Origin of the sequence: Sporosarcina oncorhynchi (assembly GCF_033304615.1) — a bacterium.
GTDB lineage: Bacteria > Bacillota > Bacilli > Bacillales_A > Planococcaceae > Sporosarcina > Sporosarcina oncorhynchi.
In genome coordinates this window covers 3,329,866-3,345,317 of sequence record NZ_CP129118.1, presented here as the reverse complement: position 1 = coordinate 3,345,317, position 15,452 = coordinate 3,329,866, and the positions used below count along the sequence as shown (strand labels likewise).

Genomic DNA, 15,452 nt, shown 5'->3' with positions numbered 1-15,452 from the left:
TGGAAGGCGGCAATAGCCGTTACGTAAAATGGCTTTTGCGAATAAAAGTATAGCTTTTTGAGCGCCCCTGCCTTAATTTCTGAAAATCACAGAAATACGGCAAAGCGAGTTCTTCGTAACTCGCTTGGAAAGCGTCCGCCGGAACGGAAATCAACGGTCTATATTAACAATTTCCATTTCCAGAGGTATCACGCACGCATTAGTGCTTAACTATTCACAGACAAACAAAGGGGGCAATTCAATTGAAAAAGTGGTTATCGTTTCTGCTCGTTGCGATGCTAGCATTAGTATTGGCAGCATGTACAGCAACCAAAGACGCCGGCAAAGAACCGGATAAAAAAGACGATCCAAAACCTGAAACAGAAGAAGGTACAGAAGAAGGCAAAGAGGAAGCGATAGGCGAAAAAATTCTCTATATGAACAACGGAGAAGAGCCGACATCATTTGACCCATCCATCGGTTTCAACGCTGTTTCATGGAGCGCATTGAATAACATCATGGAAGGTCTTACACGTATGGATGAAGACCATAAAGCGGTCGAAGCGACTGCTGAAAAGATTGATATATCTGAAGATGGTCTTACGTACACATTTACAATTCGTGAGGACGCAAAATGGTCGAACGGAGACCCTGTTACAGCAGGTGACTTCGTCTTCGGATGGAAGCATATGCTTGACCCTGAGACAGCTTCACCAGCTGCATTCCTCGCATACTTTATCGATGGAGCAGAGGCATATAACAGCGGCGAAGGTTCAGCAGACGATATCGCTATAAAAGCGGAAGATGATAAGACATTTGTTGTCACATTAACGTCGCCGAACGAAGCATTCCCGAACATTATCACAAATCCTAGCTTCTTCCCAATCAATGAAAAGGTTGCATCTGCTGATCCGAAATGGCATACAGAAGCAGCTACATTCGTTGGAAACGGACCGTTTAAACTAACGAAATGGGATCATGATGTAAGCTTTGAATTTGAAAAGAACGAAAATTATTGGGATGCGGGATCTGTCAAGTTGGATAAAGTCCACTGGGCAATGGTCAATGAATCCACAACATCTTACCAGATGTACCAGTCTAATGAATTGGACGTGACGGACGTTCCATCAGAACTTTCCGATCAACTAAAAGATAGTAATGAATTACGTATCGACGACCAAGCAGGTTTGTACTTCTACCGTTTCAATACATCGATGGAACCATTCCAAAATGCTAAAATCCGTCGTGCATTCGGTCTTGCTGTAGACCGTGATGAAATCGTCAATTTCGTAACGAAGAACGGTGAAAAGCCGGCAAATGGATTCGTCACTTACGGATTCATCGGTCCGGATGGCAAGGAGTTCCGTGATACAGTAGGCGACCTTGTAACGTATAATCCGGACGAAGCGAAAAAGCTATTGGAAGAAGGTATGAAAGAAGAAGGCTATACAGAGCTTCCGAAAATCACGCTTTCTTACAATACAAGCGAATCCCACCAAAACATTGCAATTGCACTACAATCGAAGTTCAAAGAAGTGTTAGGCGTGGATGCTGAACTACAGAACGTTGAAAGCGGAGTGTTCCTGTCTGACCAGAAAGAATTCAAATACCAGATGTCCCGTTCATCCTTCTTGCATGACTATGCAGATCCTGTGAACGCGCTTGAAAGTTTCATCACTGGTTCTTCGATGAACCGTACGACTTGGTCAAACGCTGACTACGATAAGCTAATTGTAGATATTAAGAATGAGACAGATGAAAACAAACGTTGGGATCTTCTACAACAAGCAGACAAACTTCTAATGGAAGAAATGCCTGTGTTCCCACTATACTTCTACAACGCGACAACGCTTGAAAAGCCAGGCGTTTCAGGGATTTTACGTCACCCTGTTGGCTATATCGACTTGAAGTACGCAGATAAGAACTAATGAACAGTCGCGGTGTCCGTCATGGCGCCGCGATTTTCTTATTGGTAAACTGGAGGCAGTACAAGAAGGTGGGGGAATTATATGAGAATACGTCCAAAACGGCTACGCCAGGGAGACACGATCGGAATTGTGTCGCCGGCGAGTCCTTCCGAAGAAGAAAGTCTTCAACGCGCACTTCCGTTTTTAGAGCAGCTAGGCTTGAAATGGAAGTTCGGAAAGCATGTATATGATAAAAACGGATATTTGGCGGGTACGGATGACGACCGTCGCCAAGATCTTGAAGATATGTTTGCAGATCCTGAAATCGCAGGCATCATCTGCGCACGGGGTGGTTATGGTTCAGCACGCTTTACTGACAAGCTCGATTTACAGCTAATTGCCGAAAACCCGAAAGTCTTCTGGGGATTCAGCGATATTACATTCCTGCATACGGCAATCGGACTGTATTCAAATCTTGTTACATTTCATGGACCGATGCTTGCATCATGCGTTGGAAAGCAGGAGTTTCATGAATTGTCCGCGAAGATGTTCCAACAGCTTTTCGAGCCAATGGAACTGCATTACACAGAAGATATTTCGCCGCTGACAACAATTAGTGGAGGTACTGCCGAAGCGGAACTCATAGGAGGGAATCTATCGCTGCTCGTGAGTTCACTCGGAACAAAGTTCGAAGTGGATACGAAAGGAAAGTTGCTGTTGATTGAAGATATTCGAGAAGAACCATACCGTGTAGACGGATTATTGAATCAGTTACGCATGGCAGGTAAATTGGCCGAAGCGGCGGGAGTCATCATTGGTGATTTTGCAGATGCCGAGCCGAAAAAAGAGCCACGAGCCGCGTCACTGGATACTGTCTTCCATCACTATCTTGGCGATTTACGCGTGCCTGTCGTGAGTGGCTTCAAAATCGGACATTGCGAACCACACTTTGCACTTCCGTTAGGCGTTAAGGCAAAGCTCGATGCGAATGGGAAAACATTGACGATCCTACCGGGGGTGGAATAAGTGCATATCCAAACCATTGAAACATTCCCTGTCGCCGTGCCATTAACGAAACCGTTCAAAACAGCACTGCGCACAGTGACGACAGCCTATGCGGTATATGTCAAAGTAACATGCGACGACGGCCGTAGTGGCTGGGGGGAAGCACCCCCAACACACGTCATTACGGGCGACTCACTCGGCAGTATCAAGTATGCAATCGAAGAAGTGATTGCACCCCAATTGATCGGGAAGGCTATCGCCAATCGCGAGGAAGTATTCCGCCTGCTGCACCGGTCAATCGTCCGCAATACAAGTGCGAAAGCCGCTGTCGATATGGCCATTCATGATCTGCTTGGACAGTTGGCCGGGTTGCCACTCTACCAATTGCTTGGCGGATTCCGCAATGAAATTGAAACGGATTTCACGGTAAGTGTCAATGACCCGGCTGAAATGGCAGATGATGCAGAGCGTTATATTGCAGAAGGTTTTAATGTATTAAAAGTGAAAGTGGGCATCGGTGAAATTGGGGAAGATATCGAACGGATCAGGTCTATACGGGAACGGGTCGGTAACGGTCCGAAAATCCGGCTTGACGCCAATCAAGGATGGTCTCCAAAAGAAGCGGTATTCGCCATCGGTCGGATGGAAGACGCAGGTTTGACTATCGAACTGATCGAACAACCAGTGCCAGCTGATGATATTAAAGGGCTTACATATGTAACAAACCACACATTGACACCTATCATGGCAGACGAAAGCGTCTTTTCAGCGAGAGATGCGCTCCGCGTATTGGAATGTCGTGCTGCAGATTTGATTAATATCAAGTTGATGAAGTCAGGTGGTATCCATGAAGCGCTTAAAATCAATGCGTTGGCGGAATCATTCGGTGTACAATGCATGGTCGGCAGCATGATTGAAACGAAACTTGGCATTACCGCTGCGGCTCATTTTGCAGCAAGTCAGCCGAACATTACACGATTCGACTTTGACGCTCCACTGATGCTTGCCGAGGACATTGTGCCGGGCGGGATCGTCTATGAAGGTAGGAAAATCCGGATGCCGGAAACGACTGGACTTGGCCTAGATTATGAAGGAATGTCGCGTATCGGGAAGGTGGAAGGTAAATGACTGAGATGACTGTAAACATGTATGCATGCAACGTCCCTGTCGCAACGATATGGACTTCACCAGAGTCTGCGCGTGACATCGATGCGGAAGGTACTTCGAATCCGGTGCAATTGAATAAATGGCTTGAAAAACTGGCCTATGAACAACGGTTGGATTTGTGTGACGGCAATCGAGTCCAGTCGCAACTCCTCTATGGCGAACCGGTCATTGTCGATGAAATCGTTGATGAATGGGCGAAAGTAATCGCTGTTTGGCAACCGTGCAAAAGGGATGAGCGGGGTTATCCGGGTTGGGTGCCTGTAGCACAACTGAAAAAGGCGGAGCGTGTGGAAGAGTCGGGGGGCTTTATCCGTGTAGCAGTAGCGAAGTCACAACTTTGGACTATGGATGGAACACCAAAACTGATCGTCCCATTCAATACAATCCTGCCGTTGATTGACGAAAGTGACGACCATTTTAAGGTGCGCACACCTCATGGAGATGCACTCATTTTAAAAATGGATATTGTCAGAGCAAGTTCCATTCATCAGTTCCATAAACGGACAGCTGCAGCGGCGGTCGAGGAAGGGTTAGCTTACTTGGATTTGCCTTACTTCTGGGGCGGTATGTCTTCATACGGCTATGACTGTTCGGGATTCACGTATAATATGTTAAAAGCTTGCGGGTACTTCATCCCAAGAGATGCAAGTGACCAGGCAAAAGGCGGCGAAGAGGTGCCTTTGGAAGATAGGAATCGTTGGATGAAGGGTGATTTATTGTTTTTTGCGAATGATGAAGGCAAAGGAAATGTACGTCACGTCGGATTTTATTATGGCGATGGCTTGATGCTCCACTCACCGTCAACCGGACAGTCGATTGAAGTGTTGAAACTTGCGGGAACGAAGTTGGAAAAAGAACTGTGTGCGGTACGAAGATACGGTCAACGAGAGGGGGCAGACGAATGACAGACGATGTGATTTTATCGGTCAAAGAGCTGAAGCGGCATTTTGACGTTGGTAAAGGGAAGACATTGAAAGCGGTCGATGGCATCAGTTTCGATATTCTGAGGGGGGAGACGTTCGGCCTTGTCGGTGAATCCGGTTGCGGAAAGTCGACAGCGGGGCGGACAATCCTCGGTTTATATAATAAGACGGATGGCGAAGTGTTATATGAAGGGCAAAGCGTCCATGATATGACAGATAAGGAAAGAGCGCGGTTCCTGAAAAAAATGCAGATGATTTTCCAGGATCCGTATGCTTCTCTGAATCCACGTTCAACGGTCTATGAAATTATAGCGGAACCAATGCAAATCCATGGAATGTTCAAAACACAGGCTGAAATGCGGAAGCGTGTCAATGAATTGCTCGAAGATGTTGGCTTGAACAGGGATCATGCAAACCGGTATCCGCATGAATTTTCAGGTGGTCAACGGCAACGTATTGGTATCGCCCGTTCGCTCGCGTTAGATCCAGAATTCATCATCGCCGATGAGCCGATTTCTGCGTTGGATGTATCTGTCCAGGCACAAGTTGTAAAATTGCTGCAACGGCTACAGCGTGAAAAAGGGTTAACTTACCTATTCATCGCGCATGATCTGTCAATGGTAAAGTATATCTCGAGCCGGATAGCGGTTATGTATTTGGGCCATATGGTGGAACTGACGACAAGTGAGCAATTGTATGATAAACCGCTGCATCCTTATACGGAAGCATTGCTGTCGGCGATTCCGATTCCGGATCCTGATATCGAAGAATCACGTGAGCGTATTTTGCTGAAAGGTGAGTTGCCGAGTCCGATTGATCCGCCATCAGGCTGTGTGTTCCGGACACGCTGTCCGTATGCGATGTCGGTCTGTGCAGATGTGAAACCAAAGTGGCTGGAGAAGGAAGAAGGCCATTTTGTTGCTTGTCATCTGCATGATGAAGAAGTGATGAAGCGAACCGATGCGGTGAAAATTCCAGTAGGGTCGTCCTGATTATCAGGGCGGCTTTTTCCTTTTTTGTACGCGGACAGATTGGATGGGTTAGTGAAGAATTGTGTGTGCGATTGTAGTAAAAAAGAACTTTTATCACTATTTAGAAGTTGCTTGGATTTGATATGGTTGCCAAGCAAATTTTAATATCTTATACTAGTGCTGTTGTAGTTTACCTCTAATACCCCTTTTGATCTGCATCAAGCCAGGTCCCAATCAATGGACGTTTGTCCACTATTGCATATTCATGCGAAACACAAAACAAGTATTCGAAAAAAAAGAATAGACGTATAAGGAGGCTCATTTTTATCTCCAATTTTTTAAAATATCAAAAATTAATTGAGCGAGGTGTTTTCTGTTGAAATTGTCACCAGTTGAACAGGAGAAGTTATTGTTGCATGTTGCGGGAGAACTGGCGTTGAAGCGTAAAGCGCGAGGCGTGAAGTTGAATTATCCTGAGGCGATGGCGCTTCTTTGTCATTTCATCATGGAGGGCGCGCGTGATGGAAAGACGGTTGCGCAACTTATGAGTGAGGGGAAACAAGTGCTCACAGTGGAAGATTGTATGGAAGGTGTCGGCGATATGATTAGTGATGTACAGATTGAGTGTACGTTCCCTGATGGTACGAAGCTTGTGACGGTACATAATCCGATTCAGTAAAGGAGGATTTTAATGATTCCTGGAGAAATCAGGACAGCTGATGGCGTTATTCAGATTAATGTTGGACGTGAGGTGAAATCGGTGCGTGTTGCGAATACAGGTGACCGGCCGATTCAAGTTGGTTCACATTTTCACTTCATCGAGGTAAATAGATTTCTTGAGTTCGATCGGCAACAGGCGGTAGGGATGCATTTAAATATACCTTCCGGGACGGCTGTACGTTTTGAGCCGGGTGAAGAGAAGGAAGTTGAGCTTGTCGAGTTTGGCGGGAAGCGTCATGTGTTCGGATTGAACCAATTGACGGAAGGCTCGACGCATAAAAAAGCTGAAATTATTGAAAAGGCATCTGACAGTGGGTTCAAAGGAGCTGACAGTTAAGTGAAAGTTACACATGGGCAATATGCAAAAATGTTTGGTCCGACTGTGGGCGATAAGGTTCGTCTTGCGGATACTGATTTGTGGATTGAGATCGAAAAGGATTATACGACATATGGAGATGAAGGAGTTTTCGGCGGCGGTAAGTCGTTGCGTGTATCGATGGGCCAAAATGGACAGAAGACTTCTGAAGAAGGTGTGCTTGATACGGTTATTACGAATGTGATGATCATTGACTATACAGGGATTGTTAAAGCGGATATTGGCATTAAGAATGGCCGGATCGCGGGCATCGGTAAAGCGGGTAATCCGAATACGATGGATGGCGTCGATCAGGGGATGATTATCGGTGTTGGTACCGAAGTGTACGCGGGTGAAGGGTTGATCGCGACAGCGGGTGCGATCGATACACATATTCACTTCATCAGCCCCCAACAAGTAGATACGGCATTGTTTGCGGGGACAACGACATTCATCGGTGGGGGAACGGGTCCGGCGGCTGGGTCGCGCGCAACAACGGTGACGCCTGGAAAGTGGCATTTGCACCGGATGTTGCAAGCAATCGAGGATATTCCGATGAATATCGGTCTATTCGGAAAAGGAAGTGCGGCTTTTCCTGAACCACTTGTTGAACAGATTCGAGCAGGTGCGATTGGTATGAAGATTCATGAAGATTGGGGTGCAACTCCTTCTTCATTGCATCAAAGTCTGACAGTTGCGGATGAATATGATATTCAAATTGCATTGCACTCCGATACGTTAAACGAAGCAGGGTTCGTTGAAGATACGATTGATGCGATTGCTGGACGCGTTATTCACGTCTTTCATACGGAAGGAGCTGGCGGAGGCCATGCGCCTGACCAGTTGAAGATGGCTTCATTGCCAAACGTGTTGCCTGCCTCCACGAATCCAACAAAACCATTTACAACGAATACGATTGATGAGCATTTGGACATGCTGATGGTATGTCATCATTTGAAGCATGATGTGCCGGAAGACGTTGCTTTCGCAGATTCAAGGATCCGTCCGGAAACGATTGCCGCAGAAGATATTATGCAGGATCTGGGGATTTTGAGTATTATGTCATCTGATTCCCAAGCGATGGGCAGGGTAGGGGAAGTTGCAATTCGCACATGGCAAACGGCGAATAAGATGAAGATGCAGCGTGGAGCTCTTGCGCAGGATGAAGGCAATGACAATGACAACTATCGTGTAAAACGCTATATTGCAAAATATACGATAAATCCTGCGATTGCCCAAGGTATTTCACATGAAATCGGCTCTTTGGAGGAAGGTAAACTAGCAGATATCATTTTATGGGATCCGGCATTCTTCGGTGTGAAATCAGAAGTTGTGATTAAAGCGGGTGTTGCCGTATATGCGATTACAGGTGATCCGAATGCATCCATTCCGACTCCTCAACCAATGATGGGCCGTAGGATGTATGGATTCCATGGACAAGGTCCACAAAATATCGGCATGACATTCTTGCCGAAAATCGCAGTTGAAGAAGGCCTGCCTGAACAGCTCGGACTGAAGAAACTTATCGGCACCGTGAAAAATTGCCGTAACGTTTCAAAAGCTGACATGAAGCATAACAGCGAAATGCCTGTTATTGACGTCGATCCCGAGACATATGAAGTGAAACTTGATGGAGAACTGGCAACATGCGAACCCGTGAGTGTCCTTCCAATGGCACAGCGATACTTCTTGTTTTAAGGTGAACCGTTGATTGAAATGCACTCACTCCAGAAAAGAGGGAAATACATGTTAATCGAAAAAATCATTGGCAACATCGGGGATACAGAAGAAATAACCGGCAAACAACTTGAATGGGTAGAGCTTGAATGGGAAGAATTGAGCAAGCGTATCATCCGAACCGAAACCACAGCGGGTACCGACATCGCATTGCGCATCGACCAGGAAGAGTCTCTGCAATACGGTGATTTGCTATACGAAGATGCAGAACGTTGTATCGCCATTCGTACAAAAATGGAAGCAGTCATCGTTATCCGACCAAAAGATATGGTCGAAATGGGCAAGGCTGCATTTGAACTTGGCAACCGACACACACCTTCATTAATTGAGAAAAATGAAATCGTAGTCCGCGCCGACCACACATTAGCGCCATTGTTAGACGAAGTAGGTGTGGACTATGAAACAACCGAACGCAGATTCAAACAACCGTTTAAATACCGTGGGCACTCCCACTGATCTGCAGTTTTTGAAGTTGTTGCAGATTCATGATTCTGCCTTTCCAATTGGATCGTATACGCAATCCTATGGAATGGAAACGTATATTCAAGAAGATCTGATCCGTACGAAGGAAGACTTGATTGAATTTTGCACAACATTCCTTTATCAAAACCTCGTCTATGGTGATGCGATTCTTATTCAAGAAGCCTATGCGGCGGCGAGAAATCAGGATGTTGTTCGTCTTGTTGAACTGGATCAGATTTGTGGTGCCATTAAACTTGCGAAAGAATCACGGGATGCCAGTATCAATCTAGGCAAACAGTTCATCCGCACGGTTGCCCCGCTCGTCGAGAATCTGTTTTTCGATGAGTGGAAAAATCGGATTCAGTCCAATGAAGTGAAAGGGCACTATGCAATTTCTTACGGGATTTACTGCGCAATCAGTGAAGTGGATGTCCATCATGCAGTGCTTTCTTATTTATTCGCATCTGTGAATGGACTTGTCCAAAACGCAGTACGTGCTGTCCCGTTTGGGCAAAATACAGGTGTTCAAGCTGTTCACGCCTTATCGAAAGAGGTTATGGAGGCAGCGTCGCTTGTGTCAACATTGACGGAATCAGAACTGCGCAATAATGCTCTCGGTATCGAGTTAGCATCCATGAAACACGAATATTTATTTTCACGCTTATTTATTTCATAGAATGTGAGGGGTTGTCGAATGAAACCAGTACGAATCGGCATCGGGGGTCCAGTTGGATCGGGCAAAACATCGCTCGTCGACCAATTGACTCGCGCGATGCATGCAGACTATAACATCGCGGTTATTACGAATGATATTTACACACGTGAAGATGCACAGTTCCTCATTCATAATGGAGTGTTGGAAGAAAATCGGATTATTGGTGTGGAGACAGGTGGCTGTCCACATACTGCAATCCGCGAAGATGCGTCCATGAACTTTGCGGCGATTGATGAATTGAAAGAACGGTTTACAGACCTCGATATTATTTTTGTTGAAAGTGGCGGTGATAACTTATCCGCGACATTTAGTCCCGAATTGGTTGATGCTTATATCTATGTAATTGACGTGGCGGAAGGTCAAGATATTCCGCGTAAAGGTGGTCCGGCACTAACGCGATCAGATCTTTTATTGATCAATAAAACGGATCTTGCACCGCATGTTGGGGTCGATTTGGAATTGATGGAAAGCGACGTTTTGAAAATGCGCAATGGCCGTCCATTTGTATTTGCGGATGTTCGTACGCAAAAAAATGTCGATCAAATCGTTCAGTGGATTAAACGAAACATGCTGCTTGAAGATGTCGGAGTCGCAAGTGACAGTAAGTAAACCGGCACGCATCAACCATCACGGGAAGTTGGACTTGGTTTTTGAACCGAGAAGAGGTTATACACGGATGCCGCATGTCTTTCAACAACCTCCTTTGAAGGCGAGCCGTGAATTGTATGAGGGGAAAGACCCGATGGCGACCGTCTATGTCATGGAATCATCGGGGGGCATGGTGGCGGGTGATCGAAATGATATTTCGATTCACCTAAAACCAAAAAGCAAGGTACGAATGATTCAACAATCGGCACTGAAAGTATACCGTTCACATACAGGTGAGACATGTGTGCAATCCATTAACGTCAACGTCGAAGAACAAGCACGTCTAGAATGGATGCCGGAAGTAATCATTCCTTTCGCGAATGCAAAATTCCAGATGGAAACGACCATTCAGCTAGCTGCAAATGCTACATTGCTTTGGGGTGAAATTCTTGCACCGGGCAGGGAAAAGCGTGGCGAAGTATTCGACTTCACATCATTGAAATCGACAATGCGTATTTCTGTCGATGGGGAGCTGATTGCATTTGACGCAATCCACTTCACCCCGGAAACCATGCAATATAATCGTATCGGGATGTTGGAAGAAGCCTTATACATAGGCTCCATTTGGCTTGTATCCAATAATGTCGACAAAATTGACCTGCGGGCGATTCAAGAAGCGATGAACGTTGGCAACGGCTTGCGGGCAAGTATCACAAAACTAACAGGAAATGCCGTCCATTGCCGATTCCTCGGAGTAGATCAATGGACTTTGCAACAGGAAATGAAGCGCGTGTTTTCTGAACTCGCTGCCTGTATCTAGAAGCATGGAGGCTTTTGAATGAACAAAAATTACGTTGTACTGATTATGAGTATGGTGATGCTACTAGTGGTGGCGGGTTGCGGAGATAAGAATGCAACGACCAATACAAATAGAGAAAATCATCTGATTTACGCATCAGAATCTGAATTTGATGGACTGAATCCGATTCTGGAAGAAACAAATTTGGACGCACTCCTATTCCGGGGACTGTTCCGTTTTAATGAGAATAATGAAGCCGTTGAGGATATTGCAAAATCATTTGCAATTTCTGATGACAAACTGACATACACATTCAACATTCGTGAAGATATTCAATTTCATGACGGCGAAGCACTGACTGCAGATGACGTCATCTTCACGATTGAAAGTATCCTGGATGACAACAACGCATCCTATCTGAAATCCGATTTTACAGAAATAGATTCATTGAAGAGAATCGATGACTACCAGTTTGAGATGCAACTCAAGCATCCTTTCACACCTATCCTCGATAAACTAACAGTTCCACTTTTACCGAAACATGCCTTTGATGGGGTGGATATGCGCACCGCTGATTTCAATAGTCATCCAATTGGCGCAGGCCCGTATCAGTTCGATCAGTGGAATCGCGGCACGAGTTTGACACTAAAGGCATATGAACAATTTTATGGTACGAAGCCTTCCATCGAGAAAGTCATTTTTAAATTTATCCCAGATAGTAACGTCCGCGCACTTCAATTGGCATCGGGCGAAGTCGATATTGCGTTGCTTGACCCGAATCAAGTCGCTGAAATGGAAAAGAAAGAGCATCTGAAAATTTATGATGTCAATACAGCAGATTATCGTGGGCTATTATTCAATATGCAAAATGAGTTATGGCAAGATGTTCGCGTACGTCAGGCATTCAGCTATGCAATCGATCGAGCACAAGTAGTTAAAGGTATTTTAAAAGAGTATGGCGAAGAAGCCTACTCTCCACTTCAAAAACATACCTTCAATAATGAGTCGATAGAGAAATACACGTACGACCCTGCAAAAGCGGACATGTTGCTGGAAGAAGCCGGTTGGGCGAAAGTGGATGACGGGTTCCGTTATAAAGACGGACAGCAACTGGCATTTACAATTACGGCGCCCGCGTCTGATGCGGTTCGCGTAAATATGGCCAATTATGTAGCTGAAGGGTTCAACAAGATCGGTGCGAACGTCCAAGTGGCTGCACTCGATTGGTCAGCCATAACGATAGAAGACACAGATGCATTCATGATTGGCTGGGGCAGCCCATATGATGCTGATCATCATACGTATAGCTTGTTCCATTCAAGTGAATCGAGTTTGACAAGCCCGGGCTATAATTATGGAAGCTATTCAAATGCAGCTGTTGATGAGCTGTTAGAGCAAGGTCGATTAGCAATCGATGTGGAAGAACGGAAAGCAAGTTATGCCGCATTCCAGGAAGAGCTTGCAAACGATCCTGCATTTGCATTTATCGCATACGTCGATGCTGTATATGGCATTCATGGCAGTATGGAAGGCGTGAAAGAGCGAACGCTTGGTCATCACGGCTCAGGTTTCCTGTGGAATGTCGAGGAGTGGAAGTGGAATGACCGTTAAATGGATTGGGAAGCGCATGATGTTGGGGATTCTTGTCCTCTTCATCTTGAGCTTCCTCTCTTTTTTCATCATGCATGCAGGGCCCGGAAGCTCCGCGACTGCTTACTATGGTGGAAATGCACAGATGTTAAGTGCAGCAGAAAAAGAACGAATCAGTCGTGCTTTCGCGCTTGATCGTCCGATAATTGCCCAATACGGTACTTGGTTGAAGGGGACGGTACAAGGCAATCTAGGCATGTCGGCAAAAGAAGGTCGTCCAGTCGCTGAAATTCTTGCGGAGCGCCTTCCGAATACATTATTACTCGTCGGTGTCTCGCTCTTTTTCATTGTGATGGGATCGATTTGGCTCGGGATGGAAGCGGGCATGAGGCCGGGATCACTGTTGGATAAAGGATTATCTACTTTCAGTATCGCATCTTCCAGTATTCCGGCGTTTTGGCTTGGAATCTTATTCATTTACTTGTTCTCTGTTCAGCTAGGCATCCTTCCTTCCTCTGGTATGCAGACGATTGGTGGAGATGGTGGATTTACAGACAAATTGAAGCATCTCGTCATGCCAGCAGCCGTTACCATCCTGACGCATGTCGGCGTGTATGCCCGCTTTCTCCAAGATAGTGTGAAGATGGAAATTCGAAGTTATTACGTGAAGACAGCTCGTGCGAATGGTGTCAGCGAAAGGGAAATTAGGCGCGGTGTATTACGAAATGCATTTATCCCATATTTGAATTATCTTGGTCTGAGTATTCCATCGTTTTTTGGTGGTTCCGTCATCGTTGAATCATTATTTTCGTGGGCTGGACTCGGACAACTGTTGGCAAAGTCCGTAATGACAAAGGATTATCCTTTGCTGATGGGCGGAATTATGCTAACAGGTGTCATTGTTGTAATCAGTCTGTTTGTAATTGATATGCTGATGTTTGTGCTCAATCCGAAGTTGCGGAAAAAGGAGTTGGGCGTATGAAATCGAACAAGAGGTTCTTCTTCTGGTGCGTAATTTTCGGTTTGATTGTCCTCATGTCGGTCTTTTCCACTTTCCTATCCCCTTATTCTGTGAATGAAATGAACTTGGACGATGTGTACGCAGCACCGGGTAATGGTCATCTGCTTGGGACGGATCATCTTGGTAGAGATGTATTCACCCGGTTGTTACATGGTGGGAAAGTAACATTGACAGTCGCTTTTGGATCGGTTCTACTATCGCTTGTTATAGGTGTCCTCTATGGGGGTGTTAGCGGGTATTTGGGCGGTTGGGTAGATTCCATGATGATGCGTGTGTTGGAAGCGCTCATTTCGATTCCGTCGCTTATTTTGGTGCTTGCATTCCAAGCGATCATGCAAGGCGGAATGTGGGGAATGACGTTCATCATTGGAGTGACAGGCTGGTTTACAACGGCCCGTATTATCCGATCGGAATTTATCCGACTAAAAGAAGCGGAGTATGTCCAGATGGCTAAATTGTTCGGCACGCCAGTCTGGAAGATCATGACGGGGCATTTATTGCGCAATAGCTTAGCGCCACTGTTCGTCGTAACCATTTTCAATTTGGCAAGCGCGGTATTTATTGAAGTGTCACTGAGCTTTCTCGGAATCGGTATTCCGCCGGCCATACCGTCATGGGGTAATATGTTGTACAATGCCCAAAGTGATTTATTGATCGGTGCATGGTGGATTGGGTTGTTCCCGGGCATGCTTATTTTTATGACGGTTCTTTCAATCAACTTCATAGGAGAGGGATTGAAAGATTCGGAACGGAGGCTGTTTTATGCTCGAAGTAAAAAAGTTGTCAATTGAGCTAAACGGATTTCCGGTAGTGAATAACAGCTCATTTGTCATTCGACAAGGAAAAGTGACTGCATTGATCGGTGAAAGTGGCAGTGGTAAAAGTATGACTGTTGCAGCGATATTGCGTATGTTGCCTCTGGGTGGTTCGGCGAGCGGATCCATTATCTATAAAGATACCAACTTATTGACGACACCGGATGAAGAGATGGGAGTGCTTCGGAAAGTGGCATTTTTCACGATTATGCAAGATGCCTCGAATAGTTTTAATCCGAATGTGAAGATGGGACGGCAACTATATGCATTGTCTGCCGCCAGAGTGGGTGATTATCATAAGGAATTCAAACGGAAGATGACATCCATTCTTGAAAAGCTACGATTAGCAACGGGTATTCTAGAGCAATATCCATTTGAATTGTCCGGCGGTATGTTGCAGAGATGTATGATTGCATGTGCGTTATACGTACAACCGAAGTTGTTGATAGCGGATGAACCGACGTCTGCGCTTGATAAGATTGTGCAAAAAGAATTCTTGGAATTACTCCGCATGTTGAATGAAAACGGGACGACGGTGTTGCTTATTACGCATGATTTGGATGTTGTAGCACATATAGCGGATGAACTGATTATTATGCAAGAGGGTAAAGTCGTTGAAAAAGGTACTGTGGCAGAGGTGTTTGCCTCACCCGAACATGCCTATACAAAACGCCTGGTAGATAGTCGGTTTTAGGAGG

16 protein-coding genes are annotated in these 15,452 nt (G+C 45.6%); all 16 read left to right on the top strand.

The features are described from left to right. The first annotated feature begins 242 nt into the window (after positions 1 to 242). The 16 genes from QWT69_RS16605 to QWT69_RS16530 all read left to right on the top strand — a co-directional run bounded on the left by QWT69_RS16605 (position 243) and on the right by QWT69_RS16530 (position 15,448). On the top strand, positions 243 to 1,907 hold the full coding sequence (locus QWT69_RS16605; protein WP_317967576.1) for a peptide ABC transporter substrate-binding protein: 1,665 nt from the start codon (positions 243 to 245) through the stop codon (positions 1,905 to 1,907). Positions 1,908 to 1,988: 81 nt separating this feature from the next. Then, complete coding sequence (locus tag QWT69_RS16600) at positions 1,989 to 2,912, top strand: S66 peptidase family protein (protein WP_317967574.1); 924 nt, start codon at positions 1,989 to 1,991, stop codon at positions 2,910 to 2,912. After that, a complete protein-coding gene (locus QWT69_RS16595; protein ID WP_317967573.1) occupies positions 2,913 to 4,019 on the top strand; it encodes a mandelate racemase/muconate lactonizing enzyme family protein in 1,107 nt (368 codons plus the stop codon). Then, positions 4,016 to 4,963 carry a C40 family peptidase gene (locus QWT69_RS16590; protein ID WP_317967571.1) on the top strand — a complete coding sequence of 316 codons (948 nt, stop codon included), beginning with the start codon at positions 4,016 to 4,018 and terminating at the stop codon, positions 4,961 to 4,963. The genes QWT69_RS16595 and QWT69_RS16590 overlap by 4 nt, the downstream gene beginning before the upstream one ends. After that, positions 4,960 to 5,973, top strand: a complete 1,014-nt coding sequence (locus QWT69_RS16585) for an ABC transporter ATP-binding protein (RefSeq protein ID WP_317967569.1) — start codon at positions 4,960 to 4,962, stop codon at positions 5,971 to 5,973. The genes QWT69_RS16590 and QWT69_RS16585 overlap by 4 nt, the downstream gene beginning before the upstream one ends. A gap of 355 nt (positions 5,974 to 6,328) precedes the next feature. Further along, positions 6,329 to 6,631: an urease subunit gamma gene (gene ureA / locus QWT69_RS16580; RefSeq protein WP_317967567.1), complete on the top strand. Its 303-nt coding sequence runs from the start codon at positions 6,329 to 6,331 to the stop codon at positions 6,629 to 6,631. Between the two features lie 12 nt (positions 6,632 to 6,643). Further along, entirely contained in the window at positions 6,644 to 7,009 is a 366-nt protein-coding gene (gene ureB, locus QWT69_RS16575) for an urease subunit beta (RefSeq protein WP_317967565.1), read from the top strand. After that, entirely contained in the window at positions 7,010 to 8,725 is a 1,716-nt protein-coding gene (gene ureC, locus QWT69_RS16570) for an urease subunit alpha (RefSeq protein WP_317967563.1), read from the top strand. It abuts the gene before it with no gap. Positions 8,726 to 8,773: 48 nt separating this feature from the next. Beyond that, positions 8,774 to 9,220 (top strand): urease accessory protein UreE, encoded by a 447-nt coding sequence (locus QWT69_RS16565; RefSeq protein WP_317967561.1) that lies wholly within the window; start codon positions 8,774 to 8,776, stop codon positions 9,218 to 9,220. After that, positions 9,162 to 9,902: an urease accessory protein UreF gene (locus tag QWT69_RS16560; RefSeq protein ID WP_317967559.1), complete on the top strand. Its 741-nt coding sequence runs from the start codon at positions 9,162 to 9,164 to the stop codon at positions 9,900 to 9,902. The genes QWT69_RS16565 and QWT69_RS16560 overlap by 59 nt, the downstream gene beginning before the upstream one ends. Positions 9,903 to 9,920: 18 nt before the next feature. After that, a complete protein-coding gene (gene ureG, locus QWT69_RS16555; protein WP_317967557.1) occupies positions 9,921 to 10,550 on the top strand; it encodes an urease accessory protein UreG in 630 nt (209 codons plus the stop codon). Beyond that, positions 10,537 to 11,349, top strand: a complete 813-nt coding sequence (locus tag QWT69_RS16550; protein WP_317967555.1) for an urease accessory protein UreD — start codon at positions 10,537 to 10,539, stop codon at positions 11,347 to 11,349. The genes ureG and QWT69_RS16550 overlap by 14 nt, the downstream gene beginning before the upstream one ends. A gap of 18 nt (positions 11,350 to 11,367) precedes the next feature. After that, positions 11,368 to 12,939, top strand: a complete 1,572-nt coding sequence (locus QWT69_RS16545) for an ABC transporter substrate-binding protein (protein WP_317967553.1) — start codon at positions 11,368 to 11,370, stop codon at positions 12,937 to 12,939. Then, entirely contained in the window at positions 12,929 to 13,900 is a 972-nt protein-coding gene (locus QWT69_RS16540; protein WP_317967551.1) for an ABC transporter permease, read from the top strand. Before QWT69_RS16545 ends, QWT69_RS16540 begins: the two co-directional genes overlap by 11 nt. After that, positions 13,897 to 14,730 carry an ABC transporter permease gene (locus QWT69_RS16535; RefSeq protein WP_317967549.1) on the top strand — a complete coding sequence of 278 codons (834 nt, stop codon included), beginning with the start codon at positions 13,897 to 13,899 and terminating at the stop codon, positions 14,728 to 14,730. The genes QWT69_RS16540 and QWT69_RS16535 overlap by 4 nt, the downstream gene beginning before the upstream one ends. After that, positions 14,702 to 15,448 (top strand): ATP-binding cassette domain-containing protein, encoded by a 747-nt coding sequence (locus tag QWT69_RS16530; RefSeq protein ID WP_317967547.1) that lies wholly within the window; start codon positions 14,702 to 14,704, stop codon positions 15,446 to 15,448. Before QWT69_RS16535 ends, QWT69_RS16530 begins: the two co-directional genes overlap by 29 nt. Positions 15,449 to 15,452: the final 4 nt, after the last annotated feature.

Bases quoted from the DNA above. Each gene is read 5' to 3' on its own strand.
- QWT69_RS16565 (WP_317967561.1), top strand. From the start codon at position 8,774: ATGTTAATCGAAAAAATCATTGGCAACATCGGGGATACAGAAGAAATA.
- QWT69_RS16600 (WP_317967574.1), top strand. From the start codon at position 1,989: ATGAGAATACGTCCAAAACGGCTACGCCAGGGAGACACGATCGGAATT.
- ureG (WP_317967557.1), top strand. From the start codon at position 9,921: ATGAAACCAGTACGAATCGGCATCGGGGGTCCAGTTGGATCGGGCAAA.
- QWT69_RS16560 (WP_317967559.1), top strand. From the start codon at position 9,162: ATGAAACAACCGAACGCAGATTCAAACAACCGTTTAAATACCGTGGGC.
- QWT69_RS16590 (WP_317967571.1), top strand. From the start codon at position 4,016: ATGACTGAGATGACTGTAAACATGTATGCATGCAACGTCCCTGTCGCA.
- QWT69_RS16530 (WP_317967547.1), top strand. From the start codon at position 14,702: ATGCTCGAAGTAAAAAAGTTGTCAATTGAGCTAAACGGATTTCCGGTA.
- QWT69_RS16585 (WP_317967569.1), top strand. From the start codon at position 4,960: ATGACAGACGATGTGATTTTATCGGTCAAAGAGCTGAAGCGGCATTTT.
- QWT69_RS16545 (WP_317967553.1), top strand. From the start codon at position 11,368: ATGAACAAAAATTACGTTGTACTGATTATGAGTATGGTGATGCTACTA.
- QWT69_RS16540 (WP_317967551.1), top strand. From the start codon at position 12,929: ATGACCGTTAAATGGATTGGGAAGCGCATGATGTTGGGGATTCTTGTC.
- QWT69_RS16535 (WP_317967549.1), top strand. From the start codon at position 13,897: ATGAAATCGAACAAGAGGTTCTTCTTCTGGTGCGTAATTTTCGGTTTG.
- ureB (WP_317967565.1), top strand. From the start codon at position 6,644: ATGATTCCTGGAGAAATCAGGACAGCTGATGGCGTTATTCAGATTAAT.